The sequence below is a fragment of the Streptomyces sp. NPDC057474 genome (genome assembly GCF_042802555.1).
In the GTDB taxonomy this organism is placed as follows: domain Bacteria; phylum Actinomycetota; class Actinomycetes; order Streptomycetales; family Streptomycetaceae; genus Streptomyces.
The window spans coordinates 1-18581 of sequence record NZ_JBHVDX010000071.1; the positions used below are offsets into that span (position 1 = coordinate 1).

16 protein-coding genes and 2 pseudogenes are annotated in these 18581 nt (G+C 70.1%); 6 read left to right on the forward strand and 12 right to left on the reverse strand.

What is annotated here, in order from left to right:
- Positions 1-119: 119 nt before the first annotated feature.
- The 3 genes from ACFU53_RS21020 to ACFU53_RS21030 all read right to left on the reverse strand — a co-directional run bounded on the left by ACFU53_RS21020 (position 120) and on the right by ACFU53_RS21030 (position 2243).
- Positions 120-1322, reverse strand: coding sequence for a CU044_5270 family protein (locus ACFU53_RS21020; RefSeq protein ID WP_383994355.1), 1203 nt, complete (start codon positions 1320-1322; stop codon positions 120-122).
- A complete protein-coding gene (locus ACFU53_RS21025; RefSeq protein ID WP_383994358.1) occupies positions 1319-1960 on the reverse strand; it encodes an RNA polymerase sigma factor in 642 nt (213 codons plus the stop codon). The genes ACFU53_RS21020 and ACFU53_RS21025 overlap by 4 nt, the downstream gene beginning before the upstream one ends.
- Before the next feature lie 76 nt (positions 1961-2036).
- Complete coding sequence (locus ACFU53_RS21030; RefSeq protein WP_383994361.1) at positions 2037-2243, reverse strand: Arc family DNA-binding protein; 207 nt, start codon at positions 2241-2243, stop codon at positions 2037-2039.
- Positions 2244-2260: 17 nt separating this feature from the next.
- Between ACFU53_RS21030 and ACFU53_RS21035 the strand changes: the two genes are divergently transcribed.
- Entirely contained in the window at positions 2261-3463 is a 1203-nt protein-coding gene (locus ACFU53_RS21035) for an RNA-guided endonuclease InsQ/TnpB family protein (protein ID WP_383994364.1), read from the forward strand.
- 88 nt (positions 3464-3551) lie between these two features.
- Here the strand turns inward: ACFU53_RS21035 and ccsB are convergent, their stop codons facing one another.
- The 8 genes from ccsB to ACFU53_RS21075 form a co-directional block, all read right to left on the reverse strand.
- Positions 3552-4673: a c-type cytochrome biogenesis protein CcsB gene (gene ccsB / locus ACFU53_RS21040; RefSeq protein ID WP_383994367.1), complete on the reverse strand. Its 1122-nt coding sequence runs from the start codon at positions 4671-4673 to the stop codon at positions 3552-3554.
- Positions 4670-6562, reverse strand: a complete 1893-nt coding sequence (locus ACFU53_RS21045; protein WP_383994370.1) for a cytochrome c biogenesis protein ResB — start codon at positions 6560-6562, stop codon at positions 4670-4672. Before ACFU53_RS21045 ends, ccsB begins: the two co-directional genes overlap by 4 nt.
- Positions 6563-6566: 4 nt before the next feature.
- Complete coding sequence (locus tag ACFU53_RS21050) at positions 6567-7370, reverse strand: cytochrome c biogenesis CcdA family protein (protein ID WP_383994450.1); 804 nt, start codon at positions 7368-7370, stop codon at positions 6567-6569.
- A gap of 10 nt (positions 7371-7380) precedes the next feature.
- On the reverse strand, positions 7381-7983 hold the full coding sequence (locus ACFU53_RS21055; RefSeq protein ID WP_383994373.1) for a TlpA family protein disulfide reductase: 603 nt from the start codon (positions 7981-7983) through the stop codon (positions 7381-7383).
- A gap of 65 nt (positions 7984-8048) precedes the next feature.
- Entirely contained in the window at positions 8049-9320 is a 1272-nt protein-coding gene (locus ACFU53_RS21060; RefSeq protein ID WP_383994376.1) for a hypothetical protein, read from the reverse strand.
- Between the two features lie 308 nt (positions 9321-9628).
- Positions 9629-10303 (reverse strand): histidine phosphatase family protein, encoded by a 675-nt coding sequence (locus tag ACFU53_RS21065; RefSeq protein ID WP_383994378.1) that lies wholly within the window; start codon positions 10301-10303, stop codon positions 9629-9631.
- A complete protein-coding gene (gene hemL, locus ACFU53_RS21070; RefSeq protein ID WP_383994381.1) occupies positions 10300-11619 on the reverse strand; it encodes a glutamate-1-semialdehyde 2,1-aminomutase in 1320 nt (439 codons plus the stop codon). The genes ACFU53_RS21065 and hemL overlap by 4 nt, the downstream gene beginning before the upstream one ends.
- Positions 11620-12160: 541 nt before the next feature.
- Positions 12161-12382, reverse strand: coding sequence for a hypothetical protein (locus ACFU53_RS21075; RefSeq protein ID WP_383994384.1), 222 nt, complete (start codon positions 12380-12382; stop codon positions 12161-12163).
- A gap of 213 nt (positions 12383-12595) precedes the next feature.
- On the opposite strand from ACFU53_RS21075, the gene ACFU53_RS21080 reads away from it, so the two are divergent.
- The 4 genes from ACFU53_RS21080 to ACFU53_RS21095 all read left to right on the forward strand — a co-directional run bounded on the left by ACFU53_RS21080 (position 12596) and on the right by ACFU53_RS21095 (position 17473).
- Positions 12596-13033, forward strand: coding sequence for a hypothetical protein (locus ACFU53_RS21080; RefSeq protein ID WP_003974483.1), 438 nt, complete (start codon positions 12596-12598; stop codon positions 13031-13033).
- Positions 13034-13233: 200 nt separating this feature from the next.
- On the forward strand, positions 13234-15447 hold the full coding sequence (locus ACFU53_RS21085; RefSeq protein WP_383994387.1) for a hypothetical protein: 2214 nt from the start codon (positions 13234-13236) through the stop codon (positions 15445-15447).
- 163 nt (positions 15448-15610) lie between these two features.
- Complete coding sequence (locus ACFU53_RS21090) at positions 15611-16555, forward strand: S-4TM family putative pore-forming effector (RefSeq protein WP_383994390.1); 945 nt, start codon at positions 15611-15613, stop codon at positions 16553-16555.
- 177 nt (positions 16556-16732) lie between these two features.
- A complete protein-coding gene (locus ACFU53_RS21095; protein WP_383994392.1) occupies positions 16733-17473 on the forward strand; it encodes a hypothetical protein in 741 nt (246 codons plus the stop codon).
- Between the two features lie 74 nt (positions 17474-17547).
- On the opposite strand, the pseudogene ACFU53_RS21100 reads toward ACFU53_RS21095, so the two are convergent.
- Positions 17548-18258: pseudogene (locus ACFU53_RS21100) on the reverse strand (M20/M25/M40 family metallo-hydrolase); the annotation flags it as partial.
- Between ACFU53_RS21100 and ACFU53_RS21105 the strand changes: the two are divergent.
- Positions 18257-18546 (forward strand): annotated as a pseudogene (locus ACFU53_RS21105) (Lrp/AsnC family transcriptional regulator); the annotation flags it as partial. The pseudogenes ACFU53_RS21100 and ACFU53_RS21105 overlap by 2 nt on opposite strands.
- Positions 18547-18581 lie beyond the last annotated feature (35 nt).

Consider the following 18581-nt stretch of genomic DNA (forward strand, 5'->3'; position numbering starts at 1 on the left):
CGCAGCCCCCTGCCTTTTTCAGGGGCGCGGGGAACTGCGCGAGCAGCCCCACCCACCCGCAGATGGGGGCGAAGGAGCGCAGCCCCTGGGGACGGGACGGGTAGGGGCGGCGGGGGCGACTAAGGCCGTTCACCGGTCCGGTCGACCACCCCGCGTTCCAGGATCGCCACGGACGAGACGAGGTCACCGGGTTCGAGAACCTGACAGGCGTCGCCGGGAGGGTCGAGGTTGACGGAGTTCCGGGCCAGGAAGCCCGACGTCCGACCGTCGAAGAGAAGCTCGTGACGGGCGGGCCCCTGCCCGAAGTCACCGGGCCAGCTGCCCTCAAGGCCGACGGAGACACCCGTACGCCCCGCCGCGTCCTTTGACCCCTCGTACACGGTCAGCCCAGGAATCCGCGCGACGGCCCGATACAGCGCGGCCTCCACCTTCGGCGGCAACAGCTGTCCGCTGAGCAGCGCGGAAGCCTTCTCGAAGGCGTTCCGGTCGGCCGACTTCGCTCCGGAAGGCCGCGTCGCATCGCCCTTCAGCCCGTACAGGTACCGGTACATCGCGTCGGCATCCGTCGGCAGCTCCTCCTCCACCTCCCGGAAGAAGCTGACGCCGTTCTTGTCGGGCAGTTGCTTGGCGACGGACCGTTCGACCACCTTGCCGCCGTCCCGGTGCTCCCGGGACAACCCGACGTGCTGCCCGTCGACCGACCACCAGACCTCGCGGACACCGAAGGCATGCCCCTCGTCGGTCGAGGGACAGTCGGTGCGGGGCCTCTCGGGGTCCGTCTTCCAGTGGTAGTCGTCCTGCTCGGTGTAGACGAACTGGTCGTCCCTCACCTCGGGCAACGTCCGCTTCTCAGCCGCCCTCGCGATCCGCTCCAGCAGCACGGCGGCACTCTGGTCACTCCGCGTCGCGTCCGCATCGCTCTGCCCCCGGCCCTCCGAACTGTCCGCCTGCGTCGTCGGCGGCACGGCCGCCTGCTGCGTCACCGCCGCCCCCACCACGACCGCGGCGGTCAGCACGGCGGCCACGGCGGGCACGACAACGGCGGGCCGCCGCCAGACCGGTCTCCTGCTCCCGGCGCTCTTCGCACTCTCGATCTCACGCATCAGCCGCTCCCTCAGCACGCGGTGACGGCCCGGCGGAAGCTCCCGTTCCGCGGCGTCCGGAACACCTTCACCGGACGGCACGCCCCCGGCAGACGGGGCGGCGGCCCCGCTGGACGCCATGTCCTCGGCGGACGGCTCGTCGCGAGGGGACGGCTCGTCGCGGGGGGACGGCTCGTCGCGGGGGGACGGGTTGTCGCGGGGGGACGGGTTGTCGTTCACGGGTTCCCCTCCTGGATGGGCCCGGCCACGGGGGTGTGGCCGTCTCTTGTCTGTCCGCGGTCGGCGTCGGGTTCCCGCGCTCTCAGTTGCGCGGCGAGCTTGGCTCTGGCCCGGGAGAGACGGGAACGCACCGTGCCGACGGGAACACCGAGGGCCTCCGCGGCCGCCACGTAGTCGAGACCACCCCAGGCGCACAACGCGAGCACCTCACGCTCGGGCCGCCGCAGCCGTTCCACCGCCGTACGTACGGCCCGCAGATACGCCTGGTCGTCGAGGTTCCCGGCGACCTCGTCGGCGAAGTCCCGCACGGACTCGGGCCTCGGCAGCCGCGCGACGGCGGCGGCATGGCGCCGCCCGGCCCGACGCGTGTTGCGGGCCACGTTGGTGGCGATACCGAGCAGCCACGGACGCGGCGAACCCCCCTCCGCGTCCAGCCGCCCCCGCAGCCGCCACGCCTCCAGAAAGGTCAGCGACACCACGTCCTCGGCCGTCGACCAGTCCCCCGTCAGCCGGAAGGCATGGTTGTAGACGGAACGCGCGTACGCGTCGAAGACCTCCCCGAAGGCCCCCGCGTCCCCGTCTCTGATCCGGGCGCGCAGCGCACTCCGGTCCCCCGTGTCCCCGTCATTCGTCTCCACGTCCTCCCCCTGTCCGTACACCGAAGGCCGGTTCCCGTGACCCACGTCACTGGAACTACGGGGGATGCCCCTGCCTTCAGCCCGGGGATGAATCGGGTTTCCCGCGTAGAGAGGCAGGGACAGCCAGATCGCCGCTGTGCAATCCGGCGGTCGCTTCAGGAGAGCTGAGGGCGATGTCCAAGAGGTGGAGGATCTCGGAGTTGAGGGACCGCCGGTCTGCTGCCGCACGGGCCGTCACTCGTTCGTGGAGGTCTTCGGGGATTCGGAGAGAGAAACGGATCACGGCATTATTTTGGCATCATGAAGACGCCACGGGATGCCGACGGCGCCGGGCACGCCCGGTACACCTACCGGCTCCGCGTGTCGTCGACCGCCCTCACTGGCCTGGAAGCCGAGTGGGCGCGGTGCCGGTGGATCTGGAACGAGTGCGTGGCCCGCTCGAAGAAGGCCCACGCGGACGGAGAGAAATGCGGCCCCGCCGCGCTGGACAAGATGCTGACCGAGGCCCGCGCCCGCACCCCGTGGCTCGCAGAGGGGTCCTCAGTGCCGCAGCAGCAACTCATCCGGGACTTCGGCAAATCCCGCGCCAAGGCTCTGAAGGACATCAAGGACCGCAAGCCGGTCCATCAACGGGCCGGAATGCCCAGGTACAAGAAGAAACGCGAGACGCTGGCGACGCTGAACTACACCCGGCGCGGCTTCCGCCTCAAGGACGGACGCCTGCATCTGGCCGGGAACATCGTGCTGACCGTGGTGTGGTCGCGGGACTTGCCCGCCGACCCCACCAGCGTGCGCGTGTACCAGGACAGCATCGGCCACTGGTACGCCTCGTTCGTCGTCCCCGCCGAAGTCCAGTCGCTGCTCGCCACCGGCCGCGTGCTCGGCGTTGACTGGGGCGTGAAGGAGACCGCCACCACCACCTCGGACGCCCACGACCTGCCCCACCCCCAGCACGGCAGGAAAGCGCAGGCCGAACTGACCCGGTACGACCGCATGATGGCCCGCCGCAAACCCAAGAAAGGGCAGGCGGCCTCGAACGGCTACCGCGAGGCGAAGAAGTGGCGGGCGCAGACCTACCAGGAGATCGCCCGTCAGCGGCAGGACACAGCCCGCAAATGGGCCAAGCGTGTAGTGACCGACCATGACGCCATCGCCGTCGAGGACTTCCGCCCAAAGTTCCTGGCCCAGACCACCATGGCCCGCAAAGCGGCGGACGCCGCCATCGGCGCCACCAAACAGGCCCTGATCGAGATGGGACGCAAGCACGGGCGCGACGTGCGCCTCGTACACCCCGCGCACACCACCATGGACTGCGCATCGTGCGGAGCGAGAACCAAGCACGCACTGCCGCTGTCCGAACGCACCTACACCTGCACCACATGCGGAGCCACATCCCCCAGGGACAAGAACTCCGCCCGCGTGATGCTCCTCCGGGCTGGTCTGAACCCGGCTGGTGTCGAGGGCACAAGACCTCCTGGAGCGCCGCTCCAGGAGGCAGCCTGAGCCAGGAATCCCTTCCCTCCACGGAGGGGAGCAGCCAAAAGAGAACCGGCCTTCGTCGATGTACGGAAGTTGTACGGGAGGCGGACCGTCAGGCTCCGACCGACTGCAGCACGGCGAGGCCGACGTCCGCGTACGAGTGCTTGCCGCTGACGAAGATGTTGACGCCGTAGTAGTTGAACAGCCAGCAGGCGAAGGCGACGATCGCGATGTACGCGGCCTTGCGGCCCTTCCAGCCGGCCGTGGCGCGGGCGTGCAGGTAGCAGGCGTAGGCGACCCAGGTGATGAACGACCAGGTCTCCTTGGGGTCCCAGCCCCAGTAGCGGCCCCACGCGTCGCCCGCCCAGATGGCGCCCGCGATGATCGTGAACGTGTACAGCGGGAAGACGGCGGCGTTGACGCGGTACGAGAACTTGTCGAGGGAGGCCGAGGCGGGCAGCCGCTCCATGACGGAGGTCGCGAACCGGCCGGGCCTGCCGCCGCTCACGAGCTTGTTCTCGTAGGAGTCCTTGAACAGGTACAGGATCGTGCCGACCGCGCCCACGTAGAAGACCGCGCCGCAGAAGATCGCGGTGGAGACGTGGATGTACAGCCAGTACGAGTGGAGGGCGGGAACCAACTGGTCGCTGGCGGTGTACAAGACAGTGACGGCGAGACCGAGATCGAGGAGGACCGTCGTGATGAGCGGAAGCCCGAGCCAACGGACGTTCTTCTTCAGCGCGAGCAGCGAGAGGTACACACCGACGGCCACGGTGGAGAAGGTGATGTTGAACTCGTACATGTTGCCCCACGGCGCCCGCTGCACCGAGAGGGCCCGCGTGAGCACCCCGCCGAACTCCACGAGGAAGGCCAGCGCGGTGAGGGACACGGCGATACGGCCGTAGAGGTCGCCCTGCTCGTCCCCGCCGTGCGCGCCGGGCCCGTCCGGCACGTCCCGGGCACCGGCGGCGGCCCGCACGACCACCTTCGGCCGCTCCAGCACACCGGTCCCGCCGGCCGTCTTCACCGTCACCGCAGGGGCGTCCGCCTTCTTCGCCGCGCCGGCACCGGCATCGGCGGTGAGCGCGGCAGCCGTACGGCCCACCTTGCTCCGGCTCCCGAAGAGCCATTCGGCGATGTACGCGAAGAAGGCCAGGGTGTACACGGCCATCGCGGAGTAGATCAGCGTGTTGCTGATGTTCGCGAGGTTTTCGTTGGTGGCGGCGAGAGTCACTGCTCAGCCCCTTCGGAGGGTACGGCTGGGGGTTTGGGGGTGGGGGAATCCGGGCCCGGACTGTCTGCGGGCAATCGTGCCGCTGGGGCGATGGGGGTCCCCCCGCTCGAGCGAAGCCGAGAGTGGGGGAGGGTGGGCGCAGCGGCACCCGGCGAGCGCCGGTAAGCGTCACCGCCCCGGGCCTCAGCAGCGGCGGACGGTTCGCTGTCAGACTCGGGCTCAGCAACAGTCGGGGCCACTTCGTGCACAGCGGCGGCCAAGTCACCCAGCTCCTCCGGCACCTTCGCCGACTCACTGCGCCCCAGCCCGGCCATCTCCACGACGGTCACCCCGTCCGGGCCGGCCACCGCCCGCACCCACACCCGCCGCCGCTGGATGAACAGCGACCCGGCAAGACCGAGAATGGCGGTGATCGCTCCACCCAGGGCCCACCCACTACCCGGCTGCTGGGTGACCTGGAACCCGGCCCACTCCTTGACCCCGTCGAAGGTGATCGTGCCCGCGCCGTTCGGCAGCGTCATGGACTCGCCGATCTTCAGGTTCTCCCGCACCTGCGCGCCCTTGGAGTCCTTGAACCCCTTCAGCTTCGACTTGTCGAGCTGGTACACGCTCTGCGGGATGCCCGCGTTGACCCGGAGATCACCGTGGTACGGCTCCAGGTTGAGCACGGGGTTCAGCAGCGCGGGGAACTGCGAGACGACGGCGGTGTTCTTGCCGCCGTACGTCGGCAGGAAGAAGGCCTGGATGCCGAGCTGGTCCCACTTGTTCTCGGCGTCCCGGTAACCGTCCATGACCTTGATCGCACCGGTGGAGGTGACATTGGAGTCCAGCGGCAGCAGCGGCGCGGCGTCCTGGAAGACGACCTTGCCCCGGCCGTCCTTGATGGTGACGACGGGGGCGTACCCGTGGCTGACGAGGTAGACCTTCGAGTCGCCGATCTCCAGGGGCTTGTTGACCTCGATCTTGGTCGCCCGCTCCTTGCCGTCGGAGCCGACGGCGTAGTCGATGGAGGCCTCGTAGATGCGCGGCGTGCCCTTGTTGGGGCCGTTCGTCTCGTACGTGCCCCGGAAGCTCTTGAGGTCGAAGCTGAAGGGGTTGAGGTCCTCGGCGGTGAAGAGGTTGCCGGACTTGAAGTCGTCGTACTGCGTGAGGGTGTTGGCGAAGCCGTCGCCCTCGACGATCAGTTTGTTGCCCTCGGACCGGTAGAGCTGGCCCCAGGCGAAGGCGACGAGCATCACGATCAGGGCGATATGGAAGGCGAGGTTGCCCGCCTCCCGGAGATAGCCCTTCTCGGCGGCGACGGCGTCCCCGACGAGGTGGGCGCGGAACCGGCGCTTCTTCAGCGCCTTCAGCGCGGCCTCGCGCACCTGCTCCGGCGCGGCCTCCGTGCGCCAGGTCGCGTACGCGGGCAGCCGGGTCAGCCGCTTGGGCGCGCCCGGCGGGCGGCCGCGCAGCTGGCCGACGAACTGCCAGGTGCGGGGCACGATGCAGCCGATGAGCGAGACGAAGAGAAGGATGTAGATCGCCGAGAACCACACCGAGCCGTAGACGTGGAACAGCCCGAGCTTCTCGTAGAGCGGCCCCAGCGTGTCGTGCCGCTTCATGAAGTCGGCGACCCGGGCCGCGTCCTGCCCCGACTGCGGGATCAGCGAGCCGGGGATCGCCGCGAGCGACAGCATGAACAGCAGCAGCAGCGCGACCCGCATGGACGTCAGCTGCCGCCAGAACCAGCGGGCCCAGCCGATCACGCCCAGCGAGGGCAGGTTGGGCGCGTCCTCCTGGGGGGCGGTGGAGAGCTGCGAGCCGGCGGCCCCGAGGTCGTTGTCGTCGGGGGCCCCGCTTCCGCGCCGGGCGGTGTTCTCGCGGTTGCCGGAGTCGGTCGTCGTCATTGGCTCAGATCCCAGGGGTGAAGCCGGCGGACCAGACCTGCATCTCCTGAATGATGCGGTCCCAGGCGCCGGTCAGCATGAGCAGTCCGATCGTGATCATCATGCCGCCGCCGATGCGCAGCACCCACGCGTAGTGCCGCTTGACCCAGGCGAAGGCGCCGAGCGCCTTGCGGAAGGCCACCGCGGCGAGCACGAAGGGCAGGCCCAGCCCCAGACAGTACGCCACCATCAGCAGGGCCCCGCGGCCGGCGCTGGCCTGTTCGAGGGCGAGGGCGTTGACCGAGGCGAGGGTCGGGCCGATGCAGGGCACCCAGCCGATGCCGAAGAGCGCGCCGAGTATCGGGGCGCCCACGAGCCCGGTGGCCGGCCTGGTGTGGAAGCGGAACTCCCGCTGGGTGAACCAGGGCATCAGCCCCATGAAGAAGAGGCCCATGGCGATCATGAGGCCGCCGAGCACCTTGGTCAGGATGTCCTGGTGCTCCAGCAGGGTCCGGCCGAAGTACCCGAAGAGCGCGCCGCTGGAGACGAACACGAAGGTGAACCCGAGTACGAACAGCACGGCCCCGGCCGCCATCCGCCCCTTGCGGGCGTCGGCCAGGTCGGTGCCGCCGACTCCGGTGACGTACGACAGATAGCCGGGCACGAGGGGCAGGACGCAGGGCGAGAAGAAGGAGACGAGCCCGCCGAGAACGGCGATCGGCAGGGCGAGCAGCAGGGCCCCGTTGAAGACGGTCTCGTTCATCTCGGCGGCGGTCGTGGTGAGCGCGTGAGTCGTGGTCAGCTCGGTGGTCGCGGTGAGCGCGGACATCCCCGGCACGTCACTTCTCCGCGAGGATCGGCTTGAGCATCTTGCGCAGCTTCTCCTCGCTCAGCGCCTGCTGGGTACGCGCCGCGAGCTTCCCGTCCCGGTCGACGACCAGCGTGGAGGGGATCAGCTGCGGGTTGAGCGAGCCCTTCTCGAAGCGCAGCAGCAGCTTGCCGGTGGGGTCGTACAGGCTCGGGTAGTCGACCTTGTACTCCTCCTCGAAGGCGACCGCGGGCCGTGTGCTGGTGTCCCGCGTGTTGATGCCGACGAACTGCACGCCCTGGTCGGCGAGGTCCGTGGAGACCTTCGCCAGGTTGGGCGCCTCGGCGCGGCACGGCGCGCACCAGGAGCCCCACACGTTCAGGACGATGATCTTGCCCTTGTAGGCGGACGAGACGTCGAGCCGGTCGCCGTCGATGGTCTTCCCGGAGAGCTCGGGCGCGTCGTCCCGATCCCCCTTCTTCACCGTCGCGATCCCGTCGGAGCCGGTGATGAACCCGGTCCCGCCGCCACCGCCCTCGATGCCTCCGCCCGCACAGGCGGACAGCACCAGCGCCAGGGCAACGGCCCCGACGGAGAGCAAAGCGGCACGACTGCGGCTCGTACGGACACTCATGTGAAAAGTTTCGCATGCCCGTTTCGCGGGCTTACGGCGGGGTCAGCCGCCGTCGTACGGCGAGGTCAGGCGGCCGATCCGGCCCTCAGGAACTCCTTCCACCCACCCGTCGGCCGCTGCCCCACCCCGAGGGTCTGGAGCTTGGCCAGGACGTCCGGCGTCTGCGCGTCCATCCAGTCCACGAACTGCCGGAAGGAGACGATCCGTATGTCCCCGTCCCTGGCCTTCTCCTTGGCCCGCGCGATGTGCTTGAGGGCCTCCTCGACGGCGTCCATGTAGACCCCGCCGTTCCACTCCTCGAAGTGGTTGCCGATGAACAGCGGCGCCCGGTTCGTCTCGTACGCGCGCTGGAAGCCGGCGACGTACGCGCCGGTCGCCTGGGTGCGGTAGGCCGGGTAGTTGGCCGGCGGGGCCTGGGTGGAGTTCTGGGACTGGTTGTACATGATGTTGTAGTCCATCGAGAGGACCTCGAAGCTGCGGCCCGGGAACGGCACGGACTGCAACGGAAGATCCCATATGCCCTGCTTCTTGCCGGGCCAGACCTGGAGGCCGCCGGGCGAGGAGGAGTCGTAGCGCCAGCCGAGCTCGCGCGCGGTGGGCAGCAGGTTCTCCTGCCCCAGCAGACACGGCGCCCGGCCGCCGATCAGCTCCTTGTCGTAGTCGAACGGCAGGGGTTCGACGTCGGTCCAGCCGCTGTTGGTCCTCCACTCCTTGACGAACGCCTTCGCCTGGTCGATCTCGCTGCGCCACTGCTTCGGCGTCCAGTTCCCGACCGAGCCGCTGCCACCGCAGAAGTGGCCGTTGAAGTGGGTGCCCATCTCGTGCCCGTCGAGCCACGCCGTGCGCACATGCCCCAGCGTCGACTTGATGTGCTCGTCCGTCAGATAACCGATGTCGGAGGCGCCCGGCGCGTTGTTCGGCGGCAGGTACACGCGCTTTTTCGACTCCGGGAGGAGATAGATCCCGGAGAGGAAGAACGTCATATGGGCGTCGTGATCCCGCCCGGCCTTCAGGAACCGCTCGAAAAGACCGTTGCCGACATCCCCGGCCCCGTCCCAGGAGAACACCACGAACTGCGGCGGCGTCTCGCCGGGCACCAACGGCTGCGGCTTCCCCGGCTGGTTCGGCTGCTTCCCCGTGTACGAGGTCGACCCGTCACCCAGCAGCTTCGCCGTCTTCCCCGGTTTCCCGTTCTTCCCCAGGCTTTTGCCGCCACCGCCGGACCCACCGGCCTCGCTCGGTTTGCCCCCGAGCCCCGTACCGCACCCGGCCAGCCCCAGCCCCGCGGCCGCGCCCGCGCCGAGCCCGAGCATCCCCCTTCGCGATATGTCGCGCATTACTTCCCCACTTCCCCCACGGTCAATTCACGCACCTGTTCACGTGAAGCACACCGTTTTAGAGGGGCCGGGAAACTCGGGGGTTCCGCGTAGCTAGCACATATTTAGGACTCTTTGACTGAATACTCCCAGATGCGTGGCACACGGGACGGGGCCGTACGTCTGTGAGAGAGACGTACGGCCCCGAAGGTTCCTTTTGATCGCCGGCGAGCGCAGATCTTTTCAGGGGCGCGGGGAACTGCGCGAGCAACCACGACCGGCCCGCAGTTCCCCGACGACCTCGATCACCCGGCTCTCCAGCGGAGCGTTCACGCCCCGAACGCCTTGTCCTTGCCCTTGACCGGCTTGGCCCCGGCCAGGAGATGAGGCGGGACCAGATCCCGCGCCGGCTCGCTGTAGCCGACGGAGACGATCTTGTCGCCCTGGTACGTGAACGTGGTCAGGGAGGCGAGGGTGCACTGACGCCGGCGCGGGTCGTGCCAGAGGCGGCGGCGCTCCACGTACGACCGCACGATCCAGATCGGCAGCTGGTGGGAGACGAGCACGGCCTCGTGCCCGCGCGCCGCGTCCTTCGCCGCGTCGAGCGCCCCCATCATCCGGACGACCTGGTCGACGTACGGCTCGCCCCACGACGGCTTGAACGGGTTGACCAGATGCTTCCAGTTCTCGGGGCGCTTCAGCGCGCCGTCACCGACGCCGAAGGTCTTGCCCTGGAAGACGTTGTCCGCCTCGATGAGCCGCGCGTCGGTGGCGAGGTCGAGCCCGTGCGCCTTGGCGATCGGCGTCGCCGTCTCCTGCGCCCGCTCCAGCGGGGAGGCGACGACGTACGTGACGTCCCGAGGCGTCAGCTGTTCGGCGACCCGGTCGGCCATACGGCGTCCGAGGTCGGAGAGGTGGTACCCGGTGAGCCGTCCGTACAGGATCCCGTCCGGGTTGGCGACCTCTCCGTGTCGCATCAGGTGGACGACGGTGATGTCACTCATGCCGCTGTGGCCTCCGCTGCTGCCCGCGCCGCCGCCGGAAGGGCGTCGGCGATCCGCTGAACCGCCCGCTCGTCGTGCGCGGTCGACACGAACCACGACTCGAACGACGACGGCGGCAAGTAGACGCCCTGCGACAACATCGAGTGGAAGAAGGCGTTGAAGCGGTACGACTCCTGCGCCTTGGCCTCCTCGTAGTTCCGCACGGGCGTGTCCGTGAAGAACACGGAGAACATGTTGGAGGCGTTCTGCAGCGTGTGCGCGACGCCTTCCTTGGTGAGCGCGTCCGTGACGAGCCCCTGGATCTGCCGAGACACGGCATCGACGACGGCGTACGCCGCGTCGTCCAGCAGCCGCAGCTGGGCGAGCCCGGCGGCGGTCGCGACCGGGTTCCCGGACAGCGTGCCGGCCTGGTAGACGGGCCCGGCGGGCGCGAGGCGCGCCATGACGTCGGCGCGACCGCCGAAGGCCGCGGCCGGGAAGCCACCACCCATGACCTTGCCGAAGGTCATGAGATCGGGCACGACTCCGTCGATCCCGAACCAACCGGCCCGGCTGGTACGGAACCCGGTCATGACCTCGTCGGAGATGTAGAGGGCGCCGTTCTCCGCGCAGGCGTCCTTGAGGCCCTGGTTGAAGCCCGGCAGCGGCGGTACGACGCCCATGTTGCCCGGGGATGCCTCGGTGATGACGCAGGCGATCTCGCCGGGGTGGGCGGCGAAGGCGGCCCGTACGGCGTCGAGGTCGTTGTAGGGCAGCACGATGGTGTCGCCGGCCTGGGCGCCGGTGACACCCGGGGTGTCGGGCAGCGCGAAGGTGGCGAGGCCGGACCCGGCGGCGGCGAGGAGCGAGTCGACGTGACCGTGGTAACACCCGGCGAACTTCACCACCTTGGCACGGCCGGTGAAGCCGCGGGCGAGCCGGATCGCGGACATGGTGGCCTCGGTCCCGCTGGACACGAGCCGCACCTGCTCCAGCGGCCCGACGCGGGCCACCATCTCCTCGGCGAGTGCGACCTCGCCCTCACCGGGCGTACCGAAGGAGGTGCCGCGCGAGACGGCCTCCTGGACGGCGGCGATGACCTCGGGACGGGAGTGCCCGAGGATCATGGGACCCCACGAACACACAAGATCGACATACTCGCGACCATCGGCGTCGGTGAGATAAGGACCGGTACCGGACACCATGAACCGGGGCGTACCGCCCACGGCACGGAAGGCGCGCACGGGAGAGTTCACGCCGCCGGGCGTGACGGCCGCCGCGCGCTCGAAGAGAGTCTGCGAAACTGGGGCTTCGTACGGATAGCTCACACAGGCCATGGTGTCAGAGGCTCCGAAGATCCTGCCGACTGGTGTTTGCGCGCACGTTTCGGCGGGCGGTCGCGGGGGAGGTCACTGACACGATGATCGGGTTGCGCGGCGGGGGTCACGCGGCCCAGAAATGCGTTCGGGTGGAGATATGCATCGCGGTGGCGGACTGGGCGAGGGGACCGGTGACCTCGGTCCTCGTCGTGCCCGGCGGGGCAGGCACCGGCGCGAGGCGGAGGAGGCCGCGGAGACCCGGCAGGAGCGAAGCGGGTCGACCGACCGGGGCGGGTCCACGGACCGCGGTGCGCCCGCGGAGCGGAGCGCACCGGGCGAGCTGAGCGGGTCGACCGGGCCGGGGCCGCAGAGTTCGTTGCCGGCGCCGCCGCCGGTGCCACCCGTGCCGCCGGTTCCGTCCGTACCACCCACGCCGTCGGGGTCGCCAGTACCACCCGCGCCCTCGGGGTCGCCGGGGTCACAGCCCCCGTACGCCCCGCAGGGTCAGCCGGGCGTGTACGGTCCGCAGAGTGCACACGGCACACACGACTCACACGGCTCACACGGTTCGCAGGGCGATGCCGACCGTACTGACCGCGCCGACCGCACGGACCGCACGGAAGCGGGTACCGGCCGGACCGAGACCGGCGGCGACCGTGTCCAGAGCGGTTCCGACCGGGTCCAGTCCAACGGTTCCGACCGGATCCAGAGCGGTGGCCCTGAGCGGATCGGGCGGCGCAGCCGTATGGACGGTATGGACCGTATGGATCGTGCCGATCATGTGGATCGTGTCAATCGTGTGGACGGAATGGATCAGACGGACCGGATGGACCGGCCCGACCTGGTGGATCGCAGCAGTCGCGCGGAACGCAGGAGCCGCGCGGACCGCAAGGACCGTACGGACCGCATCGAGAGTGCGGACCGCGCGGACCGTGTGGACGGCCTGGACCACGTGGTCAACCGGCTCCGGGCGGGGAGCGGGAATGGTGGTCGGGTGGGGGTGACGTACAAATACTTCGGCGCGCCCGACGGCGCGACCGCGGCCCGTGTCCCGATCTCGATGCGCCCCGAGGAACTCGGCGGCGACGAACTCGGCATGAACGGCATGTTCACCAAGATCAAGCCGGAGACGATGGCCGCGATGGTGCTGACCGGCATCGAAGGCGTCCCCCTCCACAAGGTGCCCCCGCTCGAACTGGTCGTCCTCCACCCCGACTACGCCGTCGTGAAGCTCCCGATGACCGTCGTCGACCCTCTCAGGGGCATCGGCGAGGAAGCGGTCGGCGCGGCCGCCTTCATCTGGTCGACGGTGCCGGACCGCGGCGGCCCCCGTGACGCCTTCAACGTCTACCAACTCCTCCACGAGTGGCAGGACTTCAGCCACCGGCTGCACGAGGCGGGACACCAGCCGTACTGCCTGGTCTGGCCCTGACCTGGGGTTTCATGGTGTGCGGGCGGAGCTTTCGGGCTCCGCCCTCGTCATCTGTCGGGACCGACGGCGGACTTGCGGGTGAACCAGGCCGATTTTCTGTGTGTATGCGCGGCGTTCGTGCCACTCTGTGTCACTGACCCGACGCATCGTGTGCTCTGGGCGACTTCCGCAACCCTTTCGTCCCGCCGAGGAGTTTCCCTGTGGTTCGTATCCCGGAGGAAGACGCGACGATCATCAAGCGGGAGTGCGGGGCGGACACACTGGCCGAACTCACCACCTGGGCGCGGGAAGCGGGGGCCGGGGAGCTGTCCCTGCCGCGCCCGCTGTGGAGCGTGCCGGGCAAGGGGTACACCGGCGCGGTCCTCCTCGCGGCGGAGGTCGCGCCCCCGGCCCGGGTGGTCGTCGTCAAGGTGCTGCCGAAAGGGCCGTCCGGCCGCGAACCCGCCGCCCTCGGCAGGGCGTGGGACGCCGTGCCCGACTTCTCCCGGCGGCATCTGGTCGGGCAGCCGGACGATCCGCGCGACCTCCCCGACGGCCGGACCGTGATGTTCCAGGAGCCCGCCGGTCACAGTCTGCGCGGCAGCCGCCCCGCGAGCGCTCTGGACGACGAGGCGCTGAACCAGGTGTTGGGCAAGGTCGTCGGCGGTCTGCTCACGGAGTGGAACGGCCCGGCCCTGGAGCGGGAGCACGGCACGGTCCCGCGACCGGTGCGCGTCTCGGACTTCCTGCGCGCGGACCTCGACGACGCCTGGACCAGTGGCGGAACGATCCAGACCTGGGGCCGGGACCTGCACCTCCTCGACCCGTCGCCACCGTGGATCTACAGCGACGGACTCCCCCTGCCCAACCCCTACTTGATGGTGTTCGGCGGCCACCCGGGGCTGCCGGACCCCGAGGTGCGGATCCTTCCCGGACGGAACCACGGCGATCTGCACCTGGACAACATCCTGGTGCCCAGCCGGGAGGGCGAACCCCGGCCGGACGAGTACCGCCTCATCGACGTGTGCACCTTCTCGGAGTCGTCCGCGCTCGGCATCGACATCGCCACCCTGCTGCTGGCCTCCCTCGTGCCCTACGTGAAGGAGCCGCTGCCCCCGGAGCAGCGGCACGCGCTGCTGCGGTTCCTCGTCGACCCGTCCGTCACCCACCGCGCGAACATCGTCCCGGGGGCCGTGGAACGGGTGACCGCCGTACGGGACACGGCGCTGCGGATCATGCGGGAGCGGCACTGGGGCGACCAGTGGGAGACGCAGTTCCTGGCCTGCCTCCAGGCACGGGCCCTGCTGTTCACGTCGTACAGCGCCATCCCGGAGGCGGGCCGTGCCTGGTTCGCGCGGCTGGCGGCCCATGCCGGCGGGGAGTTGCTGAAGCGCACCGCCGCGAGCACCGGGCCGGACGCCGCGTTCCGGCAGCCGGAGCGGGACTCCTTCGCCGATCCCGTGTTCGCCGCCCCGAGTACGGCCGCTCCCGCGACGTTCGTCCCGGACCAGGCCCCTCGCCGACAGCTGTGGACGACGCCGACGGGGGTACGGGACCCCGAGGCCGTCGTGGGGTTCGGGCCGGACCACACCGTCGTCGTCGTGGACGGCCGAGGCGGCGTCAAGCGGTGGACCGTCTCGGGCAGCGAGTTGCCCGGCGCGGGAGGGAAGGCGCGCGGTCTCCGGCTCGGCCACCAGGCTCTGGCGTCGTCCCTGACCCACAGCGTCGTCGTGGCACGCCCGGACGAACTGGACATCCTGCGCTTCCCCCAGGAGGGCGGTGTGGAGCGGGTGGCGCCCGTCCGGCTCGCCGCCGACCACTTCCTGATCACCAGCGGCGGGGACGTCCTCGCGACGCACGACAGGAAACAGCTGACGGTGCGCGGCTTCGAGGACGGGGCGCCCATCGCGTCGGTCCCCTGTCCGTCCGGGCTCGCGGCCAGTGCCATCAGCACCGACGGCTCGGTGATCGCCCTGGCCACCTCCAGGAGCGTCCAGATCCACCGGCGCGGCGGCACGGTTCTCAAGAAGGAGACCGAGAACAGCCTGCCGTATCTGAGACTCCCCTGGTTCAAGGCCGTGCTGCCGGATCCCGGATGCTGGCTCGCGGTCTCTCCGTCCGGCAGCCACGTGGGGTGCGTCACCTTCGAGGAGGTGGTCGTGTGGAGCGTGGCCGACGGCAGGGAGGTCTACCGCAGTCCCCTGGGCAACCGGCAGAGCTTCGAAGGGCTGGGCGCGGCGCAGATGCGTCTGGTGTGCACGGACACGGGCACCCTGCTCTGGCTGAAGCGCGGCCGGCTCGTCTGCCCGACCACCGGGCCGGCCGGAACGCAGCTCCAACAGTCCGGCTACTACAACGACTTCGCCCTGTCCCGGGACGGACGGCTGGCCGCCCTGCTCGACAGCGAGGGCGGGCTGAGCGTCTGGGAGACCTGACGAAGACGTAGGCGAAGACGTAGGCGAAGACGTAGGCGAAGACGTAGGCGAAGACGTAGGCCGACACCGTACGCGTGTGCCTCCGGACGGCGGGCGCATCACTGCCAAAGCGGTGGTTTCCCGTTCGGATCCGGCCGGCCTTGAACCATCCCTGGGGGGCGATGTGAGGGGCACACCGGCCGCGTCGATCCTGACACGGCAGAACAGTCCCGAGATGCTGCTGCTCCTGAGGGCGGCGACCACGTCGCACCGGCGCGCCCAGCGTCTGGTCTCGGCCCACCTGGCCGTCTCGGTCCTGCTGGCGGGCACGGCGACGCTCGGTGTCTTCGTTCCGGCCATGCAGACGCCCGTCACGCTCGCCGGCTTCGTCTGGGCCGTCGTCCACGTCGTCGGGGCTCCCGCCTGGACCGCCCCGGAGCTGCGCCGGGCGGCCCTGGTCCAGGAGATGTTCGACGTACGGCTCTTCGGCATCGAGTGGAACCAGGTACTGGCGGGATCCCCGCCGCCGGGCCACGAGGTGAGCCGGGTCGCCCGCCGGTACCGGGGCGCCGAGTCGCGGTTGTACGACTACTACGAGATCGACGAGATGGACGAGCTCGACCATCCCCTCGATGTCCTCGCGTGCCAACTGCAGAACCTGGGCTGGGGAGCCCGGGTACGCCGTCGCTACGCCGCCACGGTGCTGGCCTTCCTGGCCGTGTGGAGCGCCACGGGCGTGGGCGTCGCCGCGGCCCGGAGCATGTCCGTGGCGGAACTGCTCCTGCAGTGGTTCGTCCCGTCACTGGGGCTGCTGCTGACCGGTATGGACATCGTCATCACCCAGCGGGACACGGCGACGGCCAGGGAGCACACGCAGGCGGTGCTCCTGGAGCGGATCCACACCTACGCGTCCCGGGGCGCACCCGCGGCCGACGTACCCCAACTCCTGTTCCTGGCACGGCAGATCCAGGACGTCCTGCTGTCCACGCGGCTGCGGCAGACCCGAGTGCCCAACTGGTTCTTCCGCCCGTTCCAGTCGTCGGACCGCGCTGATTTCGCGGTCGCCCAGCAGGACATGCGGCGTCTGGTGTCAGGGGCTACCACCCCGTCCCTTCCGGACCCCGGATGACACCCGGCTGACACCCGGCTGACAGCAGGAGTGCGACGGCGCACTCCAGGTCGGGAGCGCGCCCCCTCTTGTGCGCGCGCTCCCGCTGCCCGGGACCAAAGCGACGACTGTGCCGTCACGCCATATCCGGCGTGACTAGCGTGATCGTCACATTCCGGTGCTCGCAGAGGAACGCCCATGAATCTCGACAAACAGCGACAGCCCGACGGCAGCGGTCCGGAGCCGCCGTCGGCTCCGCGCCGCTCCTGGGGCATTCCGCGGTGGGTCGAACTGCTCGTCCTGGCCGCGACCGCGGTCGGCGGCTTCTTCGGCGGCCAGGTGGTGGTCGTCGACCGGGGCTCGGGCGACGACAAGCCCGTGTCCGCGCCCACGGTGACCGCCACGGCCACGGTGACCGTGACACCGTCGCCGGACGTCCAGAGCGCGACCGAGACACCGACGGACGACTCGGCGGACGACTCGACGGACGACTCCTCGGGCGGAGACGTCGAGTCGGCCGGGGAGGGACGGCAGACCTATCTCGCGGACCTGGACGAGGTCACCGGCGGCGGTGACGCGGTCTCCGCCCCCGCCACCATGCTCGGGCAGAACTACCCGAAGGCGGTCCGGCTCAACTGCAACGAGACCGGCAAGAGCGTCGTGTACAACGTGAGCGGCTACAAGACCCTGCGGGCCGAAGTGGGGATCGCCGCCGACTCCTACAACGCCATCAAGTCGGTCGGCGACGTCTGGGTGAGCAGCGCGGCGGGCAACCGCATCGGACAGCCCGTGGAGACGCGGTCGAGCGCGGTCCGCACCCTCTCGGTCGACATCTCCGGCCAGGACCAGGTGCAGATCACCTGCGTCATGACGAAGAGCGGCTCCGAGGGGAAGTCCTACTTCACCATGGCCCTGGGTGACGCGGTACTTCTGTCCTGAGTCCGCCTCCCCCACATCCGTCCTGCTCGCACCCGGCCTCCCCGCATCCGCCAATCCCCGCGTCCGGCCGCCGCTCAGCCGCGCAGCGGCTGTGTGAGGCGGGCCAGCAGCCCGGCGACCAGGGCCGTCTGGGCGGGGACGGTGTCCGGGTGGATGTACTCGCCCTGGGCGTGCGCGCCGTCGCCCACCGCGCCCATGCCGCAGAGGACGGGGAGGCCGAGGGCGGCGATGAAGTTGGCGTCGCTGGCGCCGCCGACGGCGGCGTCGGGGAGGTGGGCGCGGCCCTGGTCGCGGGCGACCTCGCGGGCGAGGTCGAGAAGAGGGGCGGAGGCGGCGTTGAGGGTCATCGGGGGACGGTTCCAGTCGTGGTCGACCTCGATGCGTACGCGGGGGTCGGTGACCTCGATGGCGGCGAACTCAGCGTCCACGCGGGCCTGTTCAGCCTCGCTGGCGACCCTGATGTCGATGCCCGCGGTGGCCGATCCCGCGACCACGTTGACGGCCGAACCGCCGCTGACGAGGCCGGTGTTGATCGTCGTACCCCGCTCGGGGGCGGCGACGGCCGCGGCGGCGATCACGAACTCGGACAGCGCCAGGATCGCGCTCGCCCCGTCCTGCGGCGCGAGCCCGGCGTGTGACTCGACGCCGGTGGCCGTGACCTTGAAGATCCCAGTGCCCTTGCGGGCGGTCTTCACCGCGCCGTGCGCGGTCGGCTCCAGCACCAACGTCGCGTCGACCTTCTTGGCGGTCTCCTCGATCACCGGGCGGGAGGCTGGGGAGCCGATCCTCCGGCTGCGGGTCGCCCCCGGCGAGACCCCCGACGTCATGCGCCGCATCGACCGGCTTCCGCAGACCCGCCTCGCCGCCCACGTCGCCAGCGACATGTCCGTCCTCGCCACCGGCCTGGTCACCGACCGCTCCGCCCTGGCCTCCTTCATCGACCACGAACTGGCCGGGATCCCCGGTTCCTCACGGCCAGCGTCGACGTGATGCTCGCGGAGCCCCGCCGCTACTGGCTCGACCGCGACCTCGGCTCGGGCCTCGGGGAGTTCCACGCGCCGGCGCTGCTGTGAACGGCGACCGCCGGGGCGATCGCCCGACAGGTGAG

Coding starts and splice junctions, on each gene's coding strand:
- ACFU53_RS21045 (WP_383994370.1), bottom strand. CDS start 6,562: ATGACGACGACCGACTCCGGCAACCGCGAGAACACCGCCCGGCGCGGA.
- ACFU53_RS21060 (WP_383994376.1), bottom strand. CDS start 9,320: ATGCGCGACATATCGCGAAGGGGGATGCTCGGGCTCGGCGCGGGCGCG.
- hemL (WP_383994381.1), bottom strand. CDS start 11,619: ATGGCCTGTGTGAGCTATCCGTACGAAGCCCCAGTTTCGCAGACTCTC.
- ACFU53_RS21075 (WP_383994384.1), bottom strand. CDS start 12,382: ATGATCGGCACGATCCATACGGTCCATACCGTCCATACGGCTGCGCCG.
- ACFU53_RS21095 (WP_383994392.1), top strand. CDS start 16,733: ATGAATCTCGACAAACAGCGACAGCCCGACGGCAGCGGTCCGGAGCCG.
- ACFU53_RS21055 (WP_383994373.1), bottom strand. CDS start 7,983: ATGAGTGTCCGTACGAGCCGCAGTCGTGCCGCTTTGCTCTCCGTCGGG.
- ACFU53_RS21050 (WP_383994450.1), bottom strand. CDS start 7,370: ATGTCCGCGCTCACCGCGACCACCGAGCTGACCACGACTCACGCGCTC.
- ACFU53_RS21065 (WP_383994378.1), bottom strand. CDS start 10,303: ATGAGTGACATCACCGTCGTCCACCTGATGCGACACGGAGAGGTCGCC.
- ACFU53_RS21035 (WP_383994364.1), top strand. CDS start 2,261: ATGAAGACGCCACGGGATGCCGACGGCGCCGGGCACGCCCGGTACACC.